Origin of the sequence: Paraburkholderia sp. SECH2 (assembly GCF_030464795.1) — a bacterium.
Classification (GTDB): Bacteria; Pseudomonadota; Gammaproteobacteria; order Burkholderiales; family Burkholderiaceae; genus Paraburkholderia; species Paraburkholderia aspalathi.
This window is the reverse complement of the sequence record NZ_JALPRH010000013.1, coordinates 48,369-73,959: the sequence shown is the minus strand read 5'-3', so window position 1 is coordinate 73,959 and position 25,591 is coordinate 48,369. Positions and strand designations below refer to the sequence as shown.

Genomic DNA, 25,591 nt, shown 5'->3' with positions numbered 1-25,591 from the left:
CGCCATCGTGAACGCCGCCAGACACTTTAAAAATGGATTAAACGAGCCAGATCGTTGAACAGCGCAATCGCCGACAACGCGACGATGCAGGCGAGACCCGCCCTCTGAAAAACGAGTTGCCAGCGATCGGAGACAACTTTGCCGGTTACAGCTTCAACCAAATAATATAACAGATGACCCCCGTCCAATACCGGAATTGGTAACAGGTTCAGTACGCCGAGGCTAATACTGACAAGGGCCAGGAACGACAGGAATGCAGATGGACCTAGACGTGCGCTCTTTCCTGCGTAATCGGCGATCGTCACGGGGCCAGAAAGATTTTTCAGCGAAGCCTCGCCGACGATCATCCGTCCGAACATCCGCACCGAATAAACAGCCAGATCCCACGTACGGCGCGCGCCCAGTTGCAAGCTTTCGACCGGCCCGTAACGCACGTCGATCGACGGCACCTGGGTAGCGAGTTCCGCGCCGATACGGCCGATCTGCTGCCCGGTCGCGTCATCGCGCTGCGACTGCGGGACGATGCGAACGTCTTCCAGCTTGCCCGCGGCTTGCCCGCCACGCTCTACCTGCAGCGTTACGGGCGTGCCGGCGTGCGATTTTACATAAGCGATGAAGGCTGTGGCATTGTCGGTCGGGATACCGTTGATCGCGCGCAGACGGTCGCCCACCGCAAGGCCTGCCTTTTGCGCCGCGCTACCCGGCTGCACCCCGGCGACCGTCAGCTTGCCGCCACCCGGCTCGAAACCAAGACGCGACATGAAGTCGTCGTCGACGTCTTTCTCGGTGACGCCACGCAGATCCAGCTGGAAATCCGAGGTGCCGTGTGCATCTTTTGCGCTCAGCACGACGCGCTTGTGATCGAATGCCGCGCCCAGCAGTTTCCAGCGCAGGTCGGACCACGACCGCACTCGCTCGGATTCGCCGGCGTTTTCCGCACGCACGGCAACAATCGTTTCGCCACCGTCGAAACCGGCCAGCGCGGCCGGCGTATTCGGCGTAGGCGCTGCCACCACAGCCGCCGGCTCCGTCACGCCCGTGGCGAACACGAGGGCGAACAGCACGATGGCAAGCAGGAAATTCGCGACCGGCCCGGCCGCGACAATCGCGAAACGGCGCCACACCGACTGCCGGTTAAACGCATGCGGCAAGGCTTCAGTGGGAATCGGCGCCCCGCCGGTCTCGCGCTCGTCGAGCATTTTCACGTAGCCGCCCAGCGGCAGCGCGGCAATCGTCCATTCGGTGCCCGTCTTCGGGCTCACCCACTGGAACAGCGGCTTGCCGAAGCCGATCGAAAAACGCAGCACCTTGACGCCGCACAAACGCGCGACACTGTAGTGCCCGTACTCGTGGACAACCACGAGTACGCCAATCGCCACCGCGAAGGCAAGCAGTTCGATCAGCAGGTTCATAGGCGCCTCACTGGACGGCGCGTTCCGTGCGACGGGCGCCGTCAGGCAGGCGCGCGATGAAATCGGCAGCGGCGCGGCGCGCGGCCGCATCCGCTTCGATCACGTCTTCGAGCGCGTGCGCGCTGCGGTTCGGCAACGCATTGAGTACGGCGTCGACGACCTGAGCGATCGCCATGAAACCGATCTGGTGCGACAGGAACGCTTCCACCGCGACTTCGTTCGCGGCGTTGAGCGCCGCGCTCGCGAGGCCTCCCTCGGCCAGCGCCTTCACGGCGAGCGCGAGACACGGGAAGCGCGTGTAATCCGGTTTTTCGAACGACAGCGATGCGACCTGCAGCAGATCCAGTTGGGCCACGCCCGAATCGACGCGGTCCGGAAATGCCAGCGCATGCGCGATCGGCGTGCGCATGTCGGGGTTGCCTAGTTGCGCGAGCACCGAGCCATCGGCGTACGACACCATCGAATGGATCACGCTTTGCGGGTGAATCAGCACCTCGATGCGCTCGCCCGGCAGATCGAAGAGCCAGTGCGCCTCGATCACTTCGAGGCCTTTGTTCATCATCGTGGCCGAGTCGACCGAAATCTTACGGCCCATGACCCAGTTCGGATGCTTGCAGGCTTCGTCCGGGGTAACGTCGACCAGCGTGGCCGGTTCGCGCGTGCGGAACGGACCGCCCGAGGCGGTCAGGATGATCTTCGAGACACCGCCATGCTGTGCGGCTTCGCGCGGCAAGCATTGGAAAATGGCATTGTGTTCGCTGTCGACCGGCAGCAGCACGGCGCCGTTGTCACGCACCGCGTCCATGAAGATCGCGCCGGACATCACCAGCGCTTCCTTGTTGGCGAGCAGAATGCGCTTGCCGGCGCGCGCGGCAGCGAGACTCGGCGCGAGGCCTGCAGCGCCGACGATCGCCGCTACGACCGTATCGCAGCTTTCACTCTTCGACACGTCAACGAGCGCTTGCGGGCCGTAAGTGACTTCCGTCTTGCAGCCGGCTTCACGCAACTTCGCCGCGACCTGCGCGGCGGTATCAGCATCGCCGACTACCGCGACTTCAGGCTGAAAGCGCAGGCATTGCTCGACGAGCTTGTCGCCATTGCGATGCGCCGTAAGCGCGTAAACCGAAAAGCGTTCGGGATGACGCGCGACGACGTCGAGCGTGCTGTCTCCAATCGAGCCCGTGGAACCGAGCAATGTCAGACGTTTTTGCATATCTCTTTCTCTAGCCGAGCAGCAGCATGGCAAGCGGCAGCACCGGCAACAATGCGTCGATGCGGTCGAGTACGCCACCGTGCCCAGGCAACAGGCCGCTTGAATCTTTCACTCCGGCCTGGCGTTTCATCATGGATTCGAACAGGTCGCCCACCACGCTGAACGCCACCAGCAGGGTCAGTGCGAGCAACGTACGTACGGCGCCCCATTGCGCCAGCAGCGCAGAATACAGGGTCGGCTCGAACGCGTGCAAAAAGACCGCCGCCGCCGCGACGATCATCACCACCAGCCAGCCGCCGATCGCGCCCTCCCAAGTCTTACCCGGGCTGATGGCAGGCGCCAGCTTGTGTTTTCCGAAAGCTTTTCCGGAGAAGTATGCGCCGATATCGGCCAGCCATACCAATAGGAGCAGCGACAGCACAAAGGCCACGCCCTGCATGCGTGCGGCGACGAGAGCATGCCAGCACGCGACGAATACCACAATGCCGGCAAGAAAGAGAAACGCTCGCCAGGCGCCTTGCGCAAGGGTCGGCTTGCGCAGGAGCACGTACGGCCCCGCGATCACCCAGAAAATAGCGGCCGCCTGAAAGAGCGGCCGGGGTTCCTCGACGCCGGTGCCGAGGCGCGTGCTCGCGACCAGCGCCACCGCAGCGACCAGCGCGTAAATGACCGGGCCCGCGCCGCCGAGCTTCAGCAGACGCGCCCACTCCCACGCGGCGAACACCACGACGAAGGCGATCAGCGCGCCAAACGCGCCCACCGGCGCGAACAGCGTGACCGGCAGGAAGATCGCCAGCAGGATGATCGCCGTGATGACACGGGTTTTTAGCATGGAAGCGAATCGACGTTCTGCGATTGCGGCTCGAGTTGAGCACTGGTGCGGCCGAAGCGGCGCTCACGCTCCGCGTAGGATGCGATGGCGTGGCCGAGCGCGTCGGCGTCGAAATCCGGCCAGAACGTGTCGGTGAAGTAGAACTCGGTGTAGGCGAGTTGCCACAGCAGGAAGTTGCTGACGCGGCGCTCGCCGCCGGTGCGGATAAAGAGGTCCGGCTCCGGCGCATAGGCCATCGACAGATGTTCGGCGAACGAGTCCTCGTTCACCTCGACCGCCTTGCCCGCCAGCGCCGATTGTTCGGCGAGCTTACGGGTGGCCTGCATGATGTCCCAGCGGCCGCCGTAGTTGGCGGCAATGGTGAGCGTGAGGCGGGTATTGCGCGCGGTTTTGGTTTCCGCGCGCTTGATCAGGTCGCGAATGCGCGTATCGAATCGGGACAGATCGCCGACCACGCGCAGACGGATGCCGTTCGCGTGCAGCTTGCCGATCTCGCGCTCCAGCGCGGTGACGAACAGGCGCATCAGGAACGACACTTCGTCGTTCGGGCGGCGCCAGTTTTCCGAGCTGAAGGCAAACAGCGTCAGGTATTCGACGCCCTGCCGGGCGCAGGCCTCGACGGCCGCACGCACTGCGTCGACGCCGCGCGTATGGCCGGCCACGCGCGGCAGACGGCGCTGGGTCGCCCAACGGCCGTTGCCGTCCATGATGATCGCGATATGTCGCGGCACCGCGGCGACATCAGGCACGCGCACGGTTGAGCTGGTATAGGTCATGGCCGTCGGGACAGTGACTGCAAAAAAAGAAGTGGAGATCTTAAAGGTGCTGAGCCAACCGGCCTCAGACCGTCATGATCTCGGCTTCTTTGGTCACTACAAGCTTGTCGATTTCCGTGACGAACTTGTCCGTCAGTTTCTGAACGTCGTCACCTGCACGGCGCTCGTCGTCTTCAGAAATTTCTTTGTCTTTCACGAGCTTCTTCAGTTGCTCGTTTGCATCACGGCGCAGGTTACGAACAGCGACCTTGGCCGTTTCTGCCTCGCTCTTGACCACTTTGGTCAGTTCGCGACGACGTTCTTCGGTCAGCGCGGGCATCGGCACGCGAATCACATCGCCTTGCGTAGCCGGGTTCAGACCGAGGTCCGATTCGCGGATCGCCTTTTCGACGACCTGGACCATCTTCTTTTCCCACGGCTGCACGCCGATCGTGCGTGCGTCGATCAGCGTCAGATTCGCGACCTGCGAAATCGGCACCGGCGAACCGTAGTAATCGCACTGGATGTGATCGAGCAGGCCCGTGTGTGCACGGCCCGTGCGGATCTTCGACAGGTCGTTCTTGAACGCGTCGATGGAACGCTGCATCTTTTGTTCAGCGCCCTTCCTGATATCAGCCACAGACATTTTTAAACCTCCGAACCTTCAAAACGGTGCGAGCCGGCCAGCGCGCGCACTATGCGGCGGCCTGGGCTCGCGTTAAAGCCCACGTTATGTGAACGAGAGTTTACACGTGGACGAGGGTGCCCTCGTCCTCGCCTTGTACGATGCGCTTGAGCGCACCCGGCTTGACGATCGAAAACACCCGGATCGGCAGCTTCTGATCACGGCACAGCGCGAACGCCGTGGCGTCCATCACCTGCAGATTGCGGCCGATGGCTTCGTCGAAGCTGATCGTGGTGTAACGGGTCGCGCTCGGGTCTTTCTTGGGATCGGCCGAATAAACGCCATCCACCTTGGTGGCTTTCAGCACGACCTCCGCGCCGATTTCCGAACCGCGCAGCGCGGCGGCCGTATCGGTCGTGAAGAACGGGTTGCCGGTACCGGCCGCGAAAATCACGACTTTGCCTTCTTCGAGCTGGCGAATCGCACGCGGGCGGATGTAAGGCTCGACCACCTGGTCCATACGCAGCGCGGATTGCACGCGCGCTTCGATGCCGGCGTGGCGCATTGCGTCCTGCAGCGCCAGCGCGTTCATCATGGTGGCCAGCATGCCCATGTAGTCAGCCGTGGCGCGATCCATACCGGCCGCGCCGCCCGCGACGCCGCGGAAAATATTACCGCCGCCGATCACCACGGCCAGCTGCGTTCCGAGACGGACCACTTCGGCCACGTCCGCTACCATTCGTTCGATGGTCGCGCGATTGATGCCGAAGGCATCGTCGCCCATCAGAGCTTCACCGGAGAGTTTGAGCAGGACGCGTTTATAGGCAGTGGGCATAGAGGTATCCAGATCGCGCAGAACAGGGCAACAACAAGGGACTAATGTAGGGGTGAAATGCTGATTCGGGCAAGCGTCGCCAAATTGACGAACCCTGGGGTCCGCCAGCGGCGTGCGCCGCGAGGGTCACCCGCGTGCAGCCTTGCGGCGCTGCCGACCGCGGCAAAGTCTTGCTCCGCCGCGGGTCCAACAGTACGAACTGAAGCTTAAGCGATACTTATTGTTGCTTTGCAGCAGCGACTTGAGCGGCCACTTCAGCTGCGAAGTCGTCCTGCTTCTTCTCGATGCCTTCGCCGACCACGAACAGCGCGAACTTCTGCACGCTCGCATTGCCAGCCTTCAGCATCTGTTCGATCGTCTGCTTGTCGTTCTTAACGAACGTCTGGTTCAGCAGCGACACTTCCTTCAGGTACTTCTGCACGCTGCCGTCGACCATCTTGGCGACGATTTCAGCCGGCTTGCCCGATTCAGCAGCCTTCTGCTCAGCAATGCTGCGCTCCTTGGCGATCAGATCCGCCGGGACGTCATCCGACGACAGCGAGACCGGCTTCATGGCGGCGATGTGCATTGCCACGTCCTTGCCGACCTGCTCGTCCGCGCCGGTGTACTCGACCAGCACACCGATACGCGTGCCGTGCAGGTACGCTGCCAGCTTGTTCGAGGTTTCGAAACGCACGAAACGGCGGATCGACAGGTTTTCACCGATCTTGCCGACCAGCGCCAGACGCACTGCGTCGACCGTCGAGCCGTCCAGCGGCAGTGCCGACAGGGCAGCGACGTCAGCCGGGTTTTGCGTGGCGACCAGTTCAGCGATCGTCTTCGAGAATGCCAGGAAGTCGTCGTTCTTCGAAACGAAGTCGGTTTCGCAGTTCAGTTCGACGAGCGAACCAGCGTTGCCGCCGATGAACGATGCAACCACGCCTTCAGCCGTCACGCGCGATGCTGCCTTGCTGGCCTTGTTGCCCAGCTTCACGCGCAGCAGCTCTTCAGCGCGCGCCATGTCGCCTTCAGCTTCCGTCAGCGCCTTCTTGCATTCCATCATCGGCGCGTCGGTCTTTGCGCGCAGTTCTGCAACCATGCTTGCGGTAATTGCCGCCATCATTTGCTCCTTGAGTTCCGTCTTGTCACACGCCGCCCGGACTTCGATACCGGCGGCAAGAATTCGTTTCAACGTCGCACGTATTTTTTACGGACTACGTTTCAGCACTACTCACAGCACACCACTTTGTCGCGGCTTAAAAAAAGGGGGCCTGTAGAAAGCCCCCTTTTTTGCCGGACACGGGGCAGCTTTACGCTTCCGAGTTGACCTCGACGAACTCGTCGCCGTCACCACCGCGAGCAGCTTGCACCACTTCGTTGACCGCGTTAGCACGGCCTTCGACGATTGCGTCAGCCACGCCAGCCGTGTACAGAGCGACAGCCTTCGAAGCGTCGTCGTTACCCGGGATCACGTAGTCGATGCCTTCCGGCGAGTGGTTCGTGTCGACCACGGCGATGACCGGAATACCGAGCTTGTTCGCTTCGGTAACGGCAATCTTGTGGTAGCCGACGTCGACCACGAAGATCGCGTCCGGAATACCGCCCATGTCTTTCACGCCGCCGATCGACTTTTGCAGCTTGGCCATTTCGCGTTCGAACAGGAGCGCTTCTTTCTTGCTCATGCGTTCGGTTTCGCCAGCTTCCAGCGATGCTTCCATGTCCTTCAGGCGCTTGATCGAAACCTTCAGCGTCTTGAAGTTGGTCAGCATGCCGCCGAGCCAGCGTGCGTTGACGTAAGGCATGCCAGCGCGTTGTGCTTCTTCAGCGATCGTGTCGCGCGATTGACGCTTCGTGCCGACGAACAGGATCGTGCCGCGATTCGCTGCCAGTTGACGCGCGTACTTCAGCGCGTCGTTGTACATCGGCAGCGTCTTTTCGAGGTTGATGATGTGAATCTTGTTGCGATGGCCGAAAATGAAGGGGGCCATCTTCGGGTTCCAGAAGCGCGTTTGGTGACCGAAGTGGACACCGGCTTCCAGCATTTGACGCATGGTAACTGCCATGAAAATCTCCGCGAGGGTTGGGTCTTAAGCCGGCTGCCGTATCCGCCGCGCTGCCGTTCTGGCTGAACGCGACGGACACCCTGGGTGCGCCGGCTTGCGAGTCTGCTGCCTTCGTACCGCCTTACCCGTAGCGCAGGCAACTATCGCTACGAGGCGCCTTTCCTGCCAGTTTGCGCTCATCAGAGTGACCAATAGAGCAACAAAATAAGACAGAGATCGACTTAGCCAAAGATTATAGCACGTGACTATCGGCCGACTCAACCTGCGCGGTAGCTCCCGTTTGCCGCAGGCGGGTTGCACCTATACGCCCACCACCATATTGCAAAACCGTGGCAAAACCCTGCGGCAGCGGGAATATGGTGCGATAATCTTGCAATAAATCGCATTTCAGGCCCGACTCATGGCTATTACGCTCAAAAACGAACACGATATCGCGCAGATGCGCGTCGCCTGCAAGCTCGCTAGCGAAGTGCTCGACTACATCACGCCGTTCGTCACGGCCGGCATCACGACCGGCGAACTCGACCGGCTATGTCACGAATACATGCTCCAGGTGCAAGGCACGGTTCCGGCGCCGCTGAATTATCAGCCGCCCGGCTACCCGCCTTACCCGAAAGCCACCTGCATTTCGGTCAACGACGTGATCTGCCACGGTATTCCGGGCGACAAGACGGTGAAGAACGGCGACGCCCTGAATATCGACGTCACGGTGATCAAGGAAGGCTATTTCGGCGACACCAGCCGGATGTTCATCGTCGGCGAAGGCTCGATCATGGCCAGGCGCCTCGTGCAAACCACCTTCGAATGCATGTGGCTCGGCATCGATCAGGTTCGCCCGGGCGCCCATCTCGGCGACATCGGCTACGCCATCCAGAAGCATGCTGAAGCGCAAGGCTACAGCGTGGTGCGCGAATATTGCGGCCATGGCATCGGCACGGTGTTTCACGAAGACCCGCAGATTCTGCACTACGGCCGTCCCGGCACCGGGCTCGAGCTGCAAACCGGCATGATCTTTACGATCGAACCGATGATCAACGCCGGTCGGCGCGACATCCGCACCATGCCGGATCAGTGGACCGTCAAAACCAAGGACCGCAGCCTGTCGGCACAGTGGGAACACACCGTGCTCGTCACCGAAACCGGTTACGACGTGCTGACTGTCTCGGCTGGCACGCCCGCGCGTCCGCCGGTTGTCGCAGCCACGGCCTGAACGACTTCCGCCCCCACCCGCCCGCCTGCCAATGAGTAGTGTTCCAGCCGTCGCCCAATCCCATGCCACGTCGCTCAAGGCGGACTACAAAGTGGCCAAAGCCCAGTTGCTGGAACGCTTCAAGACAGCCTCCAACGTCGACTCGCTGATGGCCGCCCTGGCTCGCGCCACGGACGAGTCGCTGCGCGCCGCCTGGAATACCTGCGAGTTGCCGCCCGAGTTGGCCCTGCTCGCGGTCGGCGGCTATGGGCGGGGCGAACTCGCGCCGCATTCTGACATCGACATTCTCGTCTTGCTGCCCGACGCGCCGATCGCGCATCTGGAAGCACGCATCGAGCGTTTTATCAGCCTCGCGTGGGATTTGGGACTCGAACTCGGCAGCAGTGTGCGCAGCGTGGTGCAGTGTGTCGAAGAAGCCGCGAACGACGTCACCGTGCGCACCTCGCTGCTCGAAGCTCGGCGCATTACAGGCAGCACCCTGCTCTTCGACGACTTTGCGAAGCGCTACCGCGAAACGCTCGACCCGCGCGCGTTCTTCCAGGCCAAAGTGCTGGAAATGCGTCAGCGGCACGCCAAATTTCAGGACACGCCGTATGCGCTCGAGCCGAACATCAAGGAAAGCCCGGGCGGCCTGCGCGATCTGCAGCTGATTCTGTGGATTACCCAGGCAGCTGGCTTCGGCAGCAGCTGGCGCGAGCTCGAAGCACGCGGCCTGATCACCGAGCGAGAAGCGCGCGAACTGCGCCGCAACGAAGGCTTCCTGAAAACGCTGCGCGCCCGCTTGCATGTGATCGCCGGCCGTCGTCAGGACATTCTGGTGTTCGACCTGCAAACGCCGGTGGCCGAAAGCTTCGGCTATAAGCCAACGGCGACGAAGCGCGCCAGCGAACAGTTGATGCGCCGCTATTACTGGTCCGCCAAAGCCGTTACGCAGCTGGCCACGATCCTGATCCAGAACATCGAAGCGCAGCTCTTCCCGAACACGAGCGGCATCACGCGCGTGCTCTCGGACCGTTTCGTCGAGAAGCAGGGCATGCTGGAAATCGCCAGCGACGACGTCTTCCAGCGCGAGCCGAACGCGATCCTCGAAGCTTTTCTGCTCTACGAACAGACGCCGGGCGTGAAGGGTTTGTCGGCGCGCACGCTGCGCGCGATCTACAACGCTCGCGACGTGATGGACCAGCATTGGCGGCGCGATCCGGAAAACGGTCGCCTGTTCATGGACATCCTGAAGCAGCCCGCCGGCATCACGCACGCGCTGCGACTGATGAACCAGACCAGCGTGCTCGGGCGCTATCTGCTGAACTTCCGGCGCATCGTCGGGCAGATGCAGCACGATCTGTATCACGTCTATACGGTCGATCAGCACATCCTCATGGTGCTGCGTAATCTGCGCCGCTTCGCGGTCGCCGAGCACGCGCACGAATATCCGTTCTGCAGTCAGTTGATCGCCAATTTCGACCGGCCGTGGGTGCTGTACGTGGCGGCGCTGTTTCACGACATCGCCAAGGGCCGCGGCGGCGACCATTCCACGCTCGGCATGGCCGATGCGCGGCGCTTCTGCCGCAACCATGGCATCGAGGGCGAGGACGGCGAACTGGTCGTCTGGCTGGTGCAGCAGCATCTGACCATGAGCCAGGTCGCGCAGAAGCAGGATACGAGCGACCCCGAAGTCATCAAGCGCTTTGCCGAACTGGTCGGCAACGAGCGCTGGCTCACCGCGCTTTACCTGCTGACCGTGGCCGACATTCGCGGCACCAGCCCGAAAGTCTGGAACACGTGGAAAGGCAAGCTGCTCGAGGACCTCTACCGCGCAACCCTGGCGGTGCTTGGCGGCGCCCGGCCAGACGCGCATTCGGAACTGAAATCGCGCCAGGAAGAAGCGCTTGCCCTGCTGCGCCTCGAAACCGTGCCGGAAGGCGCGCAAAAGGCGCTGTGGGACAAGCTGGATATCGGCTACTTCCTGCGCCACGACGCCGCGGATATCGCGTGGCAGACCCGTGTGCTGTACCGGCACGTCGAAACCGCGACGCCGATCGTACGGGCGCGTCCTTCGCCGATCGGCGAAGCGCTTCAGGTGCTGGTGTATGTGAAAGACCAGCCCGATCTGTTCGCCGGCATTTGTGCGTATTTCGACCGCAATGGCTTGTCGGTGCTCGATGCGCGGGTCAGCACGACCCGCCACGGGTACGCGCTCGATAATTTCCTCGTCGCGCACACCGAAGAAGACGTGCATTATCGCGATATTGCCAATCTGGTCGAACAGGAACTGACCGCACGCCTCGCCGGTGACGGCACCCTGCTTCCGGGACCGTCGAAAGGCCGGTTGTCACGGCTGTCGCGGACCTTCCCTGTGACGCCGCGCGTCGATCTTCGGGCCGACGAGCGCGGCCAATATTACATCCTGTCCGTGTCTGCGAACGACCGGCCAGGCCTTCTTTATTCAATCGCGCGCGTGCTGGCCGAGCACCGGGTCGGCGTTGCGTCGGCGCGGATCAATACGCTCGGCGAACGTGTCGAAGACGTGTTCCTGCTGGATGGACACGGTCTGTCGGACAACCGCCTGCAAATTCAGGTCGAGACCGAACTGCTGCGCGCGATTGCAGTGTGAGATTTCATGCGAGTCAAATTAACAGCCAAGCACCCGCGGCCGGCTTCGTCCGAACGCGCCCCTGTCCGTACCGGAAGCAACTCGGCGCGTAAGCCGACGCGTCCGACCGGGCCACGGCCGTCTACGCCGACGGCAGGGTTCAACGGGGCACGGGGCGAAGGCGCTGGCGCAGCGGGTGGCGGCAAGCGGCCGGCAGGTGCAGGCAAGCCGGCAGGCGCCGGGGCGCGTGCGCCACGGGCTGAAGGATCGTTTTCCCGTGAGCGGGATGCTGGCGCTGCGCGCCGGGCGCCGTCGGATCGTCCGCCGCGGCGCGAAGGGGACGGCGGTGCGCCGCGCCGGTTTGAGGGCAGTGGCGATCGTGCTCCGCGTCGGGACGATGGTGAGCGTGCGCCGCGCCGGTTTGAAGGTGGTGGCGATCGTAGCGAACGTGCGCCGCGCCGTGCTGACAGTGAACGTAGCCAGGGCGCTCCGCGTCGATTTGAAGGTAGCGGCGATCGTGCACCGCGTCGGGATGAGGGCGCTCGTGCGCCCCGTAAGTTTGAAGGTGGCGGTGATCGTAGCGAACGCGCTCCGCGCCGTGCTGACGGTGAACGCCCTCAAGGTGCTCCGCGCCGGTTTGAGGGCAACGACCGTGCGCCGCGTCGAGACGATGGCGAGCGTGCGCCCCGTAAGTTTGAAGGTGGCGGCGATCGTAGCGAACGCGCTCCGCGCCGCGCTGACGGTGAACGCAGCCAAGGTGCTCCGCGTCGGTTTGAGGGCAGCAGCGACCGTGCTCCGCGTCGTGACCTTGGTGAACGTGCACCTCGCAGGTTTGAAGGTGGTGGTGATCGCACTGAACGCGCCCCGCGTCGCGCTGACGGTGAACGCAGCCAAGGCGCTCCGCGCCGGTTCGAAGGTGCCGGCGATCGCAGCGAACGCGCACCGCGCAGTTTCGAAGGCAACCGTGCCCCGCGCCGCGACGAAGGCGAACGCCGCTCGTTCAGCGGTCCGCGCCCGGGTGCAGGCCGTCCGTCGGAAGGTGGCCCGCGTGGCGAGCGTCCGGCGCGTGACGCCTCGGATCGGCCCCGCTTTGGCGGCGACCGTGGCGCCCCGCAGGGGCGCGGCAGCGGCGAGCGCGGTCCGCGCAGCGACAGCGCAGCACCGCGCCGTTTTGAAGGCGAGCGTGGCGAGCGCACTTTCGCGAAGCCCGTCAAAAGCGGCTACGGTGACCGCACGGACCGTCCGGCTCGCGCACCGCGTGACGACCGTGGCGAACGCGCCCCAGCCAAACGTGAATTCGGCGATCGTCCGCCGCGTGCCGGCGAACGTAACGAACGTAGCGAGCGGGGCGAGCGCCCTGCTCGCAGCTTCGACAAGGCGCTGCCGGCTGCCGGCCGCCGCTTCGACGACGACAACCGCCCCGCCCGTGCCGACAAGCCGCGTGGCCCAGCGCCCGCAGCCAGAGCCGAACGCGACGATGACACCGATGCCGCTCCGCGCACGCCGCGCCGCGACTACGAAGACGCACCGGGAACGCTGCGCCTGTCCAAGCTGATGTCGGAACTCGGCCTGTGCTCGCGCCGTGAAGCCGACGAGTGGATCGAAAAAGGCTGGGTGCTGGTCGACGGCGAGCGGATCGACACGCTCGGCACCAAGGTTCGCCCGGATCAACGCATCGAGATCGACCCCGCCGCCGAAGCCGCGCAAGCGAGCCAGGTGACGGTCTTGATCCACAAGCCCGTGGGCCTCGTATCGGGCCAGGCGGAAGACGGCTATCAACCGGCGATCACGCTGGTCACGCCGGAAAATCGCTGGGATGGCGACACTTCCGACATCCGCTTCTCGGTCTCGCATCTGCGCCAACTCGCGCCGGCAGGCCGCCTCGACATCGATTCGACGGGCTTACTGGTGTTGACTCAGGACGGCCGCATTGCCAAGCAGCTGATTGGCGGCCATTCGGAGATCGACAAGGAGTATCTGGTGCGCGTGTCGTTCGGCGAGCACACCACCGACGTCGAAAGCCACTTCCCGCCGGAAAGCCTCGCGCTCCTGTGCCACGGCCTCTCGCTCGACGACGTGCCGCTGAAACCCGCCCAGGTCAATTGGCAAAACGGCGAGCAACTGCGCTTCGTGCTGCGCGAAGGCAAGAAACGCCAGATCCGCCGGATGTGCGAGCTGGTCGGCCTCGAAGTAATCGGCCTGAAGCGCGTGCGGATGGGTCAGGTCATGCTGGGCGCACTGCCGCCGGGTCAATGGCGCTATCTGTCGGCGGACGAGTCGTTCTGATGCGGGGAGCTTGACGCTCAGATACGTTCGCCCAACAAAAAACCCACGTGAAAACGTGGGTTTTTTTATGCCTGCAACGCACGCGCGCAGAACACCGCAGCCTCAGTCGTCGCTATTCGGATCCATATCCGGAAACAGAACTTCCGTGAAACCGAACTTCGCGAAATCGTTGATCCGCATGGGGTATAGCTTGCCGATCAGGTGATCGCACTCATGCTGCACGACACGCGCGTGAAAGCCCTCGGCGACGCGGTCGATCGGCTTGCCGTATTGATCGAAGCCGTGATACTTGATCATCGAAAACCGGCTCACGGCGCCGCGCAGGCCCGGCACGGACAGGCAACCTTCCCAGCCCTCTTCCATATCCTGCGACACCGGCGTGATGGTCGGGTTGATCAGCACCGTCTCCGGCACCGGCGGCGCATCCGGATAGCGTTCGTTGTGCCCAAAACCAAAGATCACCACCTGCAGATTGACGCCGATCTGCGGCGCGGCGAGCCCCGCGCCGTTCGCGTCGTGCATGGTCTCGAACATGTCTTTGATGAGTTCATGCAACTCGGGGGTGTCGAAGTGGTCGACCGGGTCGGCAATTTGCAAAAGGCGCGGATCGCCCATCTTGAGAATTTCGCGGATCATAACTGCCCCTCCAGGAGCTTACGCATACCATCTTCGTCGAGTACGGGAACGCCGAGTTCCTCGGCTTTCGCCAACTTGCTGCCCGCTTCGGCCCCCGCCACCACGTAGTCCGTTTTCTTCGACACCGAACCGGCCACTTTCGCACCGGCCGCTTCGAGCATTTCTTTCGCCTCTTCACGGGCGAGCGTCGGCAAGGTGCCGGTCAGGACGACCGTCTTGCCGGCCAGCACGCCTTGCGGCGCCTTTGGTGCGGGCGGTCCTTCCGGCCAGGTGACCTTGCCCGGTGCGCGGAGTTGCTCGATCACCGTGCGGTTGTGTTCTTCGGCAAAAAACTGATGAAGCGACTCGGCCACCACAGGGCCCACGTCGTTCACCTCCAGCAATTCTTCGACCGAGGCGTCCATGATCGGATTCAGCGAGCCGAAATGCTTGGCGAGATCTTTCGCTGTCGATTCACCCACATGCCGGATACCGAGCGCGTAAATAAAGCGCGCCAGCGTGGTGTGCTTGGCCTTTTCCAGCGAGTCGAGCAGATTCTGCGCGGACTTTTCAGCGAAGCGATCGAGTTCAGCGAGTGTCGCAAAGCCGACGTTGAACAGATCGGCCGGCGTGCGCACCAGATTCTGCTCGACGAGCTGATCGATGATCTTTTCGCCGAGCCCGTCGATATCCAGCGCTCGCCGCTGCGCGAAGTGCCACAGCGCCTGCTTGCGCTGCGCCGGGCAGAACAGGCCACCCGTGCAGCGCGCAATCGCCTCGTCCGGCAGGCGTTCGATGCTCGAGCCGCACACCGGGCACTGCGTGGGCATGACAAACTCGCGGGCGTCGTCCGGACGGCGGTCGAGCAACGCGCTCACCACTTCGGGAATCACGTCGCCCGCGCGCCGCACGATCACCGTGTCGCCGATGCGAATATCCTTGCGACGCACTTCGTCTTCGTTGTGCAACGTTGCGTTCGTGACCGTGGCGCCGCCGACGAACACCGGCTCCAGCCGCGCAACCGGCGTAATCGCACCGGTGCGGCCCACCTGAACGTCGATGGCCAGGAGTTTGGTCAGCGCTTCCTGCGCCGGGAATTTGTGCGCCAGAGCGAAACGCGGCGCGCGCGAGACAAAGCCGAGCGCGTCCTGCTCATCGCGCCGGTTGACCTTGTAGACGACGCCGTCGATATCGTAAGGCAGCGTATCGCGCTTTTCGCCTACCGCGTGGAAGAACCCCAGCAAGCCTTCAGCGCCCTGCACCACTGCGCGCTCGCCATTCACCGGCAAGCCGAGTTCCTTGTACCAGTCGAGCAGTTCGCTATGCGTGGCCGGCATTTCGATGCCTTCGACCACACCGATTCCATAAGCGAAGAATGACAGCGGCCGTTGCGCAGTAATCTTCGAATCGAGCTGCCGCAAACTGCCCGCCGCAGCGTTACGCGGATTAGCGAACTCCTTCTGCTCAGCAGCCCGCTGGCGCTCGTTCAGCCGCTCAAAATCGCGCTTGAACATGAGCACTTCGCCGCGCACGTCGAGCACCTGCGGCACGCGTTTGCCCTTGAGCTTGAGCGGAATGGAACGGATCGTGCGGACGTTTTCGGTGACGTTCTCGCCCGTGGCGCCGTCGCCGCGCGTGGACGCCTGGACGAAGGTGCCGTCGACGTAACGCAGCGAGATGGCAAGGCCGTCGAACTTCAGTTCAGCGGCGTAATCCACCGGCACCGGCGGTTCGCTCGCGTTCTTGCCGAGCGCGTCGCCAACGCGCTTGTCGAACGCGACGATGTCTTCGTCGGCAAAACCATTGTTCAGCGAGAGCATGGGCTGATCGTGCACGACCGGCTCGAAGCCGCTCGACGCCTCGCCGCCCACGCGCTGAGTGGGTGAATCCGGCACGATCAGGTCCGGATGCTCCGCCTCGATTCGCTCCAACTCCTTGAACAGCTTGTCGTACTCCGCGTCCGGCAGATCGGGCTGGTCTAGCACGTAGTACGCGTAATTGGCGCGTTCGAGTTCCGCGCGCAGCCACGTGGCCCGCTCGGCGGGCGTGCTGGTTGCAGGGTTAGAGGCGGGGGTTCGGGCCATGCTGTCGGAAGCTTCTTCAAAGGAATTCAGACATTGGATTATCGCAGGAAGCGTGCCCCTTTACATCGGCCGAATGGCCAGTTTCGTGCGTTCGTTTTTCCGCCCCAAACGCTGTCCCAAACGCCAACGGCCGCACAGTGTGCGGCCGTCGAATACTGCGCAATTGCAAAGCCCTTACTGGCTGAACAGACGCCGCGTGGCCGGCGAACCCGCCGGAATACCCGCCTGTTCGAGCTTCGCGTAAAGCGTCATCAACTGCTTTTCGATCGCCAGCAGCGCGGTTTCCGGCAGCGGACGGCGCCCATCGTCGACCACCCGGCCGCCAATACGCTCAGCCAACGATTTCGCGTAGTCGCACATCAGGCGGAACGGCAGGATGTCTTCGTCCGCGACCGGCACGTCGAGCACCAGCGTGATCATCTGGCCGCCCTTGTAGGTCAGGTCGTCGCGCAGGAAATTGGTGTCGCCGAATTGCAGCATGAAGACCGGGCTCTGCTTCGCGTCGAGCTTGACGAAGCGCGTGCCGTCGCGCGAGAGCAGCAAGCCATCTTGCGAAGCGACGGCCTGGACATAATTGGCCGACCACGGCGCGCCATCGGAGAGCACGTTGATCGACAGCTGCGCATCGCACTGCGCGGCGAAACCATCGAGTTCGCGCGCCATCGCGACTGTTTCGAGCATGTCGGGAAATTCCGGCGACGCATCGAGCGCGTCGGCAAACTGCTGCACGCCGGTCACGAACTCGGAGAACTCCAGTTCGTTGAGCGCGCCACTCCGATTGGCCAGTTGCGCGGCCGCGCGGAGCTCTTCATAGCGCGCGCCGTTTTGCAGCAATTCCCACGCGCCGCCTTCGAGCTTGCCTTCGATATGCACCGGCTTGCTGCCGGCGCGGCGCAGACGCTGCGCAAGCGGAATCACCTTGTCGCCGGCCACCGGGCCGTTCAAACGAATCGGCACGATGCAGTCGATGCGGCGATCGACGATAGCCGGCGGCGCCGACGAAATCGTCGTGGCAGCGGGCAGGATCGGCTCATCGGCCGTCGCGGCATGGCCGCTTTCGGCTTCAGCAATGCCTTCCGCTTCGGGATAGCCATTCGGCGTAGTCGTCTCGGCCTGAATATCGGCCGGCGTATCGAGCGGCGGGGCGGTCGCGCCAAAAGTCGGTTCGACGCGCGCCGCCGAGGTTTCCGCCGCCTGCTCCGAACCCACTACCGGCTCGCGCCGCGTGGTCGGCCGGGCCGGTTCGATAAACGGGCTCTGCTCCTCCTGATCGTCCCGCGCGAAACTTTCGGCGGTATCGGCCGGCATTGGACGCGGCATCTTGCGGCGCACCTTCGCGCCTTGCCATGCGTTGTATACGACCACGCCCCCGACCACCACGGCACCCGCGCCGATCAAACCGAGTGTCAACTCGTCCATGCATGCTCCATCAGCAATTCTTCTGTCTGCGCGGCTTTGCGCCCGCCCCACGTGTCGCGCGGCCGATGGCCGCAGCGCTGAACGCGGGCGCCCGCGATGATCAACCTAAACGAAAACTTAAACGATATTCTGGGCGAAACCAGCCGCCGTTTCCATGTCGACCGCGACGATCCGCGATACGCCCTGCTCCTGCATGGTCACGCCGATCAGTTGCTGCGCCATTTCCATCGCGATCTTGTTGTGCGAAATGAACAGGAACTGCGTCTTGTCCGACATTGCGCGCACGAGGTTCGCGAAGCGTTCGGTGTTGGCGTCGTCGAGCGGCGCGTCCACTTCGTCGAGCAGACAGAACGGCGCGGGATTCAGCTGGAACATCGCGAACACCAGTGCGGTAGCGGTCAGGGCCTTCTCGCCGCCTGACAGCAGGTGAATCGTCGAATTCTTCTTGCCCGGCGGCTGCGCCATCACCTGCACGCCGGCGTCGAGAATCTCGTCACCGGTCATGATCAGCTTGGCCTGGCCACCGCCGAAGAGACGCGGGAACAGCTCGCCGAAATGACGGTTCACTTCGTCGAATGTGCCTTGCAGCAAGGTGCGCGTTTCGCCGTCGATCTTGCGGATCGCGTCTTCGAGCGTTTCGATCGCGTTGTTCAGGTCGGCCGACTGCGAATCGAGGAACGTCTTGCGCTCGGTTGCGGCCTTCAGTTCGTCGAGCGCAGCCATGTTGACCGGACCGAGCGCCGTGATGGCGTTGTTGATCCGCGTAACTTCGCCTTGCAGGTAGGACGGCTTCATGTCCGGCGTGAGCTTGGCCTGCAACTCCGCTTCATCGACGCCGGCTGCCGCCAGTTGCTCGATGAACTGCTCGCCGTTCAGGCGCGCGGCCTGTTCCTTCAACTGCAATTCGTTGATGCGGTCACGCAGCGGTTGTAGCGCACGCTCGGCGCTCAGACGGGTTTCGTCGGCGGCACGCAGCTTGGCCGTCAGGTCGTCCAGCTCCAGACGCGTGGCGTGCAGCGCTTCTTCCTTGACCGCGCGGATATCGAGCGCGTCCTGCAAACCGGTATGCGCGGTTTGCTCGTTGATCGTTTCCAGTTCGGCGCGCGCATCTTCCAGCGACGCGGCGACGCGTTCGCTCTGCTCGTGCGAGACCTGGATGCTGCGCTTCAATTCGTCGATGCGGTTCGCCATGTTGCGCGCGGCGAAGCGCGCGTCGGTGGCGGCCCGATCGAGATCGCGCGATTGGGCGCGCGCGGCGGTAAGCGATTCGTCGAGCGCTTCGAAGGCCATCTGGTGATCTTCGAAACGCGCCTGCAATTCGGCGAGTTCGGAATCGTGACGCTCGAAGTTCGCTTCCGATTCGCCACGCAAAGCGCGCTGCTCTTCGATCTGCCCGGTGATTTCTTCCAGCTCTTCGCGGATTTGCGTGCTCCGCTGCGTGTAACGCTCATGCGCTTGCGCGAGCTTGAGCACGTCCATCTGCAAAGCGTGCACGCGTTGGGTTGCGCGCTCCGACTGTTGACGCACATCGGTCAACGCTTGCGCGGCTTGCGTGTGCGCGGCTTCGGCGCGGATCGCGGCGGCCTTCGCCTCATCGGCGAGCAAAGCCTGCGCGCGCACCTGACGGCCCAGGTTTTCGATTTCCTGCTGACGGGCCAGCATGCCGGCCTGTTCGGAATCGGCGGCGTACAGCTGGACGCCGACGCGCGTCACGACGTGGCCGGCCTTGACGACGAACGAGCCGCCCTCCGGCAATTGCGCGCGCATGGCGAGCGCCTGTTGCAGATCGTCAGCGACGAAGGAGAGGCCGAGCCAGTCATTCAACACGGCGCGAATGCCTGCGTCGTCGATACGGACCAGCGACAGCAACGGACGCAATCCCGCCGGCGCAGCAGCCGGCTGACCAGCCGCGGGCGGCGCGTAGAACGCGAGCTTGGCGGGCGGCGCGTCGGTGGCGAACGCCTTGACCCAGTCGAGGTTCGACACTTCCAGCGCGGCGAGCCGCTCACGCAGCACCGCTTCGAGCGCGGCTTCCCAACCGGCTTCGACGTGCAGCTTCTTCCACAGACGCGGCAAGCCGCTCAGCTCGTGCTTTTCGAGCCACGGCTGGATCTTGCCTTCGGTCTGGACGTTTTCCTGCAGTTGCTTGAGCGCGGCAAGGCGTGCGTCGAGCTGATGAATCTGCGCGCTTTCCGACTGCACGCGTTCCTGGGCAGCGCGCCGTTCACCGTCCAGACGCGGCAGCGTTTCCTGCGCGTCGGCAAGACGGGCCTGCGCGTCGTGCAGGATTTCTTCGTGCTCGGCGAGCTGCGCGCGCATGTCTTCGAGCTGCGCTTCGTCGGGGGCATCCAGACCGCCCGCTTCCGACTTCAGCCGTTCGTGACGCTGCTGCAACTGCTGCAATTGCTGATCGGCATTACGCTGATGCGCCGCTTCGAGCTTGAGTGCCTGTTCGGTCTGCGCGATACCGCCGCGCTCGGCGTTCAGTTCGGTCTGCGCATCGCGCCAGCGCGCTTCGAGCGCGGGCATCGCATCATGCTTGGCGGCGGCCTCGTCTTCAGCCAGCGCGGCCTTTTCGTCGGCGACGGCCAGTTGTTCCTCAGCGTCTGCAAGATCGTCTTGCGCCTTCTGCGCCTGCGACTGCCACTGCTCGCGCTGCGCGGTCAACGCGGCAATCTGCGCCTGTGTGCGGTTACGCGATTCGACAATGAACTTGATCTCGGCCTCGAGGCGGCTGACTTCGGCATTCGCCTCGTACAACGCGCCTTGCGCGCCCTGCATCGCGTCGCTGGCGGAGTAATGCGCGACGCGCAGCGTTTCGAGTTGCGCTTCGACTTCACGCAGCTTCGCGGTTTGCGCTTCGAGGTCGATCTGCGCCTGTTCGATCGCGCGTTGCTGGCGTTCCTGCTCGCCGCCGGCTTCGTTCTTGCGCAGCAGCCACAACAGACGCTGCTTCTCTTCGCCGTCGGCCTGCAAATCCTTGTACTTGGTCGCGACGATTGCCTGCGCCTCGAGCTTCTCGAGGTTGGCACTGAGTTCGCGGACGATGTCTTCGACGCGGATCAGATTCTCGCGCGTGTCGTGCAGACGGTTCTCCGTCTCGCGGCGGCGTTCCTTGTACTTCGACACGCCCGCGGCTTCTTCGAGGAACACGCGCAGCTCTTCCGGCTTCGCCTCGATCAGGCGCGCGATCATGCCCTGCCCGATGATCGCGTACGCACGCGGCCCGAGGCCGGTGCCGAGGAAGATGTCCTGAATATCGCGGCGGCGCGCCGGCAGGTTGTTGATGTAGTAGCTCGAGGTGCCGTCGCGCGTCAGCACGCGCTTGACGGCGATTTCGGCATACTGCCCCCACTGCCCGGCGGCGCGGCCGTCGGCGTTGTCGAACACGAGTTCGACGCTGGCGCGGCTACCCGGCTTGCGCGCGGTCGAGCCATTGAAGATCACGTCCTGCATCGACTCGCCGCGCAGCTCGGAAGCGCGCGATTCGCCGAGCACCCAGCGCACGGCGTCGATGATGTTGGACTTGCCGCACCCATTCGGTCCGACCACGCCGACAAGCTGGCCCGGGACCTGGAAATGCGTGGGATCGACGAATGACTTGAAGCCAGCGAGTTTGATCGAGGTCAGACGCACGGCGATTTCGCTGTTTGAAAAGGGAAAATAAAAGGTGGCTCGTGAAGGCCGCGCCAGCCGTTCGCCGATGCAGCGAAACGGCCCGCGAACCCCCGCGACACGGGCGCCAACTGCACGCGATGAGGCATGCGCCGGCTAATGAGGGGCAATCATACCATCGCGCGCGAGCGGTTCTTAGCGTCCTTACGGTCCGCACCGAGGTCGGCGTCGCGGTCGACGTCTCGGTCAACATCAAGACCCGCATCCTGATTAGCCGGATCGGGCGGTAAAGCCTTGGTCCGGTGCACCCAACTGGACAATGCCGACGCCAGCACGATGCACGCGCCGCCTGCCCATTCGCGCGGGCCCGGCGACTCGCCGGCGAACAGCCATGCGGACAAAGCCGTCACCACGATCTCGAACAGCATGATGATCGAGGCCCGATTGGCCGGCACGCGTGCGAGCCCATACTGCACGAGCATATTGTTCGACGCCAGCAGAAAACCGAGGCCGAGCACTAGTAACGCGGCCGTGCCGAGATGCGCGCCGGTTGGCGGTGCCGGCATCGCCTCGAACAGCGACGCACAGGCGCTGAAAATCGCCGCGCCGCCGAAGATCGTCGCGGTGCGCATTTCGGGCTTCATCTCAGGCAGCACGCGGCTCGTCTTGAGGATCAGGACGTTGCTCATCGCGAAACCCATGCCGCCCGCGAGTCCCGCCCATTCGGCCAGGTTGCCGGGCACCGGGAGCCCCAGTTGCGGCGACCACAGCATGGTCATCGCGCCGGCCAGCGACAGCGCGGCAAGGCCTGCGCCCGACCAGGTGAGGCGTTCGTGCAGGATAAAGTGCGCAAAGAGCGCGGTCCAGGCGGGGGTGAGATAGAACAGCAGCAGGACGCGCATCACCTCGCCGTGGATCGATCCCCACACGAAACCGAGATTGGTTACGCCGGCTGCCAGCGCAAGGGCCGGTAGCAGCCAGTGCCAGCGCACTGTCTTGAGCGCACGATGGCGCACCAGCAGAACGAACAGACAACCGGCGGCGCTCGTCAGTGCGCTTGCCGCCGTGCCGGTCACGCCAAGCGCATTCAGCATGCGCAGCGGGTACCAGATCATCCCCCATACCGAGGCGCCCAGCATGATCGCGAGCGTGGGCCAGCCTGTGCGAAGCCAGTTGCTCATGATGTAAGGCTCCCGCGGCGGTTGCTGCTCCTGCGGGCGATGTTGCTGACTTTGCCGACGGCGGGGTTCTTGCGCCCGCTTCGTCCGAATCGTGCGGATGTCTCCATTGCTGCTACAAACATTGCTGCTCCTGCTTCTTTTTTGCGCGAACCGTCTGCGGTTCGCGTCGTTCCCGCTGCGTCGCATTGTCTGCGCCGCCTGGCGGGTTGCGCCGCGTCTTACACGCGGGGCGCCACCACGAATTTCCCGTACGCGCCGCCACGCTATAATCATTCGCTCGCCGCCGCTGCCGCCCTTTTCGCGTGTTTCATGCGTTTTACGGTCAGCATGCGTGCCAGCATTCCTCTGCGCCCATCTTCGATCAGGCTCGATCCGCCCAGTGAACCCGCTACTCGACTCCCTTCAGCCCTATCCGTTCGAAAAGCTGCGTGCGCTTTTCAAGGACGTCACGCCGCCAGCGGCCCTCGCGCACATCAGCTTCGGCATCGGCGAACCGAAACATCCCACGCCCGCGCTGATTCGCGACGCGGTGATCGCCTCGCTCGGCGGCCTGGCGGCGTATCCGGCCACCATCGGTTCGCCTGCACTGCGCGAATCGATCGCGAAATGGGCGACCCAGCGCTACAACCTGCCGCCGGTCGATCCGGCCACCCAGGTGCTGCCGGTGGCGGGCTCGCGCGAGGCGCTTTTTGCGCTCGCACAAACGGTTATCGACCCCAAGCTCAACGCGAACGGCGAGCCTGCGATCGTACTCTGTCCGAACCCGTTCTACCAAATCTATGAAGGCGCGGCGCTTCTGGCCGGCGCTCAGCCGTACTTCGTGAATAGCGACCCGGCGCGCAACTTCGCCTGCGACTATTCAGCCGTGCCAGCCGACATCTGGGCGCGCACGCAGCTGCTGTACGTGTGCTCGCCGGGCAATCCCACGGGCGCCGTGCTCACGCTCGACGACTGGCGCGAGCTGTTTGCCCTGTCGGACCGTTACGGCTTCGTGATCGCCTCGGACGAGTGCTACTCGGAAATCTACTTCGACGAAGCCAATCCGCCGCTCGGCGGTCTGGAGGCGGCCCACAAGCTCGGCCGCGGCTTCGAGCGCCTCGTGATGCTCTCCAGCCTGTCCAAGCGCTCGAATGTGCCAGGCATGCGCTCGGGCTTCGTGGCGGGCGACGCGGCGATCCTGAAAGACTTCCTGCTATACCGGACATACCACGGCACGGCCTTGTCGACGGTGTTCCAGAGTGCCAGCATCGCGGCCTGGAATGACGAAACGCACGTGCGCGAGAACCGCGCGAAGTACGTGCAGAAATTTTCCACCGTGACGCCGATGCTCGCCGAGGTGCTCGACGTGCGCCTGCCGGACGCCGCGTTCTACCTGTGGGCGGACGTCTCGCGCACGGGCCTCACGGACACCGAGTTCGCCCAGCGCCTCTACGCCGACTATAATGTGACGGTTCTGCCGGGCTCGTTCCTCGCGCGCACTGCGCATGGCGTGAACCCCGGCCGCAATTTCGTGCGCATGGCGCTCGTCGCCGATGTCGACGAATGCACGCAGGGCGCACAACGGATCGTCGATTTTTGCCGCGCGCTCGCGGGTTGAGGTTTTTCGCGAATTTTCATATTCGGCAACCCCGCGCACCGCACTCCCTTCTTCAGACTTCAACTCTTCAGAAAAGCACGCATATGTCGCAACAACTTCAGCAGATCATTGATACCGCCTGGGAAAACCGCGCCGACCTGTCGCCGAAGGCCGCGCCGGCCGAGGTGCGCGAAGCCGTCGCCCACGCCATCGAGCAACTGGACAAGGGCGCGCTGCGCGTGGCCGAAAAGAAGGACGGCGACTGGGTCGTCAATCAATGGCTGAAGAAAGCCGTGCTGCTGTCGTTCCGCCTGGAAGACAACGTGGTCCAACCGGCTGGCGGCTACTCACAGTTCTACGACAAGGTGCCGTCGAAGTTCGCCAACTACACCGCTGAAGACTTCGCCGCCGGCGGCTTCCGCGTCGTGCCGCCCGCCATCGCGCGCCGCGGCTCGTTCATCGCGAAGAACGTCGTGCTGATGCCGTCGTACACCAACATCGGCGCTTATGTCGATGAAGGCACGATGGTCGACACGTGGGCGACTGTCGGTTCGTGCGCGCAGATCGGCAAAAACGTCCACCTGTCGGGTGGCGTGGGCATCGGCGGTGTGCTGGAGCCTCTGCAGGCGAACCCGGTCATCATCGAAGACAACTGCTTCATCGGCGCGCGTTCGGAGGTGGTGGAAGGCGTGATCGTCGAAGAAAACTCGGTGATTTCGATGGGCGTGTACCTCGGTCAAAGCACCAAGATTTACGACCGCGAAACCGGCGAAGTCACGTATGGCCGCATTCCGGCGGGTTCGGTGGTGGTGGCGGGCAACCTGCCGTCGAAGGACGGCTCGCATAGCCTCTACTGCGCCGTGATCGTCAAGAAGGTCGACGCCAAGACGCGCGCGAAGGTCGGCCTGAACGAGCTGCTGCGAGGCGACTGATGGCACGCGGCACCAAGACCGTCGTCTACGGCATCCCGAACTGCGACACTGTGAAGAAGGCTCGTGTGTGGCTCGAAGAGCACGGCGTCGAGTTCGAGTTCCACGACTTCAAGAAGCACGGCGTGACTGAGCCGCTGGTTCAGGACTGGCTGAAGGACGTGAAGCTCGACGCATTGCTGAACCGTCGCGGCACGACCTGGCGTGGCCTGTCTGACGACATGAAGGCGGCGGCGGAAACGCAGCCGGGCGCGATCGCGTTGATGATTCACAAGCCGTCGGTGATCAAGCGGCCGGTGCTGGTGGTCAACGGAAAGGTCAAGTCGCTCGGCTTTTCCGCGGACGAATACACGGCGCTGTTTGCCTGACGCT

General features: G+C 63.6%; 19 protein-coding genes. 6 read left to right on the top strand and 13 right to left on the bottom strand.

The features are described 5' to 3' along the window. Positions 1-26: 26 nt before the first annotated feature. The 8 genes from rseP to rpsB all read right to left on the bottom strand — a co-directional run bounded on the left by rseP (position 27) and on the right by rpsB (position 7,714). Positions 27-1,412, bottom strand: a complete 1,386-nt coding sequence (gene rseP, locus M0D66_RS21450; protein WP_200617960.1) for an RIP metalloprotease RseP — start codon at positions 1,410-1,412, stop codon at positions 27-29. A 7-nt stretch (positions 1,413-1,419) separates the two neighbouring features. Then, positions 1,420-2,625: a 1-deoxy-D-xylulose-5-phosphate reductoisomerase gene (locus M0D66_RS21445; protein WP_266211519.1), complete on the bottom strand. Its 1,206-nt coding sequence runs from the start codon at positions 2,623-2,625 to the stop codon at positions 1,420-1,422. A gap of 10 nt (positions 2,626-2,635) precedes the next feature. Continuing rightward, a complete protein-coding gene (locus M0D66_RS21440) occupies positions 2,636-3,457 on the bottom strand; it encodes a CDP-archaeol synthase (RefSeq protein ID WP_211701184.1) in 822 nt (273 codons plus the stop codon). Continuing rightward, positions 3,451-4,233 (bottom strand): polyprenyl diphosphate synthase, encoded by a 783-nt coding sequence (gene uppS / locus M0D66_RS21435; RefSeq protein WP_028199369.1) that lies wholly within the window; start codon positions 4,231-4,233, stop codon positions 3,451-3,453. Before uppS ends, M0D66_RS21440 begins: the two co-directional genes overlap by 7 nt. 64 nt (positions 4,234-4,297) lie before the next feature. After that, entirely contained in the window at positions 4,298-4,858 is a 561-nt protein-coding gene (frr, locus tag M0D66_RS21430) for a ribosome recycling factor (protein WP_054035184.1), read from the bottom strand. 100 nt (positions 4,859-4,958) lie between these two features. Then, positions 4,959-5,672 (bottom strand): UMP kinase, encoded by a 714-nt coding sequence (gene pyrH / locus M0D66_RS21425; protein WP_011488865.1) that lies wholly within the window; start codon positions 5,670-5,672, stop codon positions 4,959-4,961. A 217-nt stretch (positions 5,673-5,889) separates the two neighbouring features. Then, complete coding sequence (tsf, locus tag M0D66_RS21420) at positions 5,890-6,771, bottom strand: translation elongation factor Ts (protein ID WP_028199372.1); 882 nt, start codon at positions 6,769-6,771, stop codon at positions 5,890-5,892. A 190-nt stretch (positions 6,772-6,961) separates the two neighbouring features. Then, entirely contained in the window at positions 6,962-7,714 is a 753-nt protein-coding gene (gene rpsB / locus M0D66_RS21415) for a 30S ribosomal protein S2 (protein WP_054035183.1), read from the bottom strand. Positions 7,715-8,114: 400 nt separating this feature from the next. Between rpsB and map the strand changes: the two genes are divergently transcribed. Genes map through M0D66_RS21400 form a run of 3 tightly spaced genes read left to right on the top strand, consistent with a single transcriptional unit; the run spans position 8,115 to position 13,800 of the window. After that, on the top strand, positions 8,115-8,924 hold the full coding sequence (gene map / locus M0D66_RS21410; protein ID WP_200617953.1) for a type I methionyl aminopeptidase: 810 nt from the start codon (positions 8,115-8,117) through the stop codon (positions 8,922-8,924). Between the two features lie 31 nt (positions 8,925-8,955). Continuing rightward, positions 8,956-11,535: a [protein-PII] uridylyltransferase gene (locus tag M0D66_RS21405; protein WP_093633336.1), complete on the top strand. Its 2,580-nt coding sequence runs from the start codon at positions 8,956-8,958 to the stop codon at positions 11,533-11,535. 6 nt (positions 11,536-11,541) lie between these two features. Further along, a complete protein-coding gene (locus M0D66_RS21400) occupies positions 11,542-13,800 on the top strand; it encodes a pseudouridine synthase (RefSeq protein ID WP_266211518.1) in 2,259 nt (752 codons plus the stop codon). Between the two features lie 102 nt (positions 13,801-13,902). On the opposite strand, the gene def is transcribed toward M0D66_RS21400, so the two are convergent. From def to M0D66_RS21375, 5 genes are all read right to left on the bottom strand, one after another. Then, a complete protein-coding gene (gene def, locus M0D66_RS21395) occupies positions 13,903-14,436 on the bottom strand; it encodes a peptide deformylase (RefSeq protein ID WP_093633338.1) in 534 nt (177 codons plus the stop codon). Beyond that, positions 14,433-16,499 carry an NAD-dependent DNA ligase LigA gene (gene ligA, locus M0D66_RS21390; protein ID WP_093633339.1) on the bottom strand — a complete coding sequence of 689 codons (2,067 nt, stop codon included), beginning with the start codon at positions 16,497-16,499 and terminating at the stop codon, positions 14,433-14,435. Before ligA ends, def begins: the two co-directional genes overlap by 4 nt. 174 nt (positions 16,500-16,673) lie before the next feature. Next, entirely contained in the window at positions 16,674-17,918 is a 1,245-nt protein-coding gene (locus M0D66_RS21385) for a cell division protein ZipA C-terminal FtsZ-binding domain-containing protein (RefSeq protein WP_266211517.1), read from the bottom strand. Between the two features lie 117 nt (positions 17,919-18,035). Then, on the bottom strand, positions 18,036-21,554 hold the full coding sequence (gene smc / locus M0D66_RS21380) for a chromosome segregation protein SMC (protein ID WP_211701180.1): 3,519 nt from the start codon (positions 21,552-21,554) through the stop codon (positions 18,036-18,038). Positions 21,555-21,703: 149 nt separating this feature from the next. Beyond that, complete coding sequence (locus tag M0D66_RS21375; RefSeq protein ID WP_200652045.1) at positions 21,704-22,714, bottom strand: DMT family transporter; 1,011 nt, start codon at positions 22,712-22,714, stop codon at positions 21,704-21,706. Between the two features lie 379 nt (positions 22,715-23,093). Between M0D66_RS21375 and dapC the strand changes: the two genes are divergently transcribed. The 3 genes from dapC (at position 23,094) to M0D66_RS21360 (ending at position 25,587) form a co-directional block, all read left to right on the top strand. Next, entirely contained in the window at positions 23,094-24,311 is a 1,218-nt protein-coding gene (gene dapC, locus M0D66_RS21370) for a succinyldiaminopimelate transaminase (protein ID WP_266211584.1), read from the top strand. An 83-nt stretch (positions 24,312-24,394) separates the two neighbouring features. After that, positions 24,395-25,222: a 2,3,4,5-tetrahydropyridine-2,6-dicarboxylate N-succinyltransferase gene (gene dapD, locus M0D66_RS21365; protein ID WP_054041009.1), complete on the top strand. Its 828-nt coding sequence runs from the start codon at positions 24,395-24,397 to the stop codon at positions 25,220-25,222. Beyond that, positions 25,222-25,587: an ArsC family reductase gene (locus M0D66_RS21360; RefSeq protein ID WP_093633344.1), complete on the top strand. Its 366-nt coding sequence runs from the start codon at positions 25,222-25,224 to the stop codon at positions 25,585-25,587. Before dapD ends, M0D66_RS21360 begins: the two co-directional genes overlap by 1 nt. Positions 25,588-25,591: the final 4 nt, after the last annotated feature.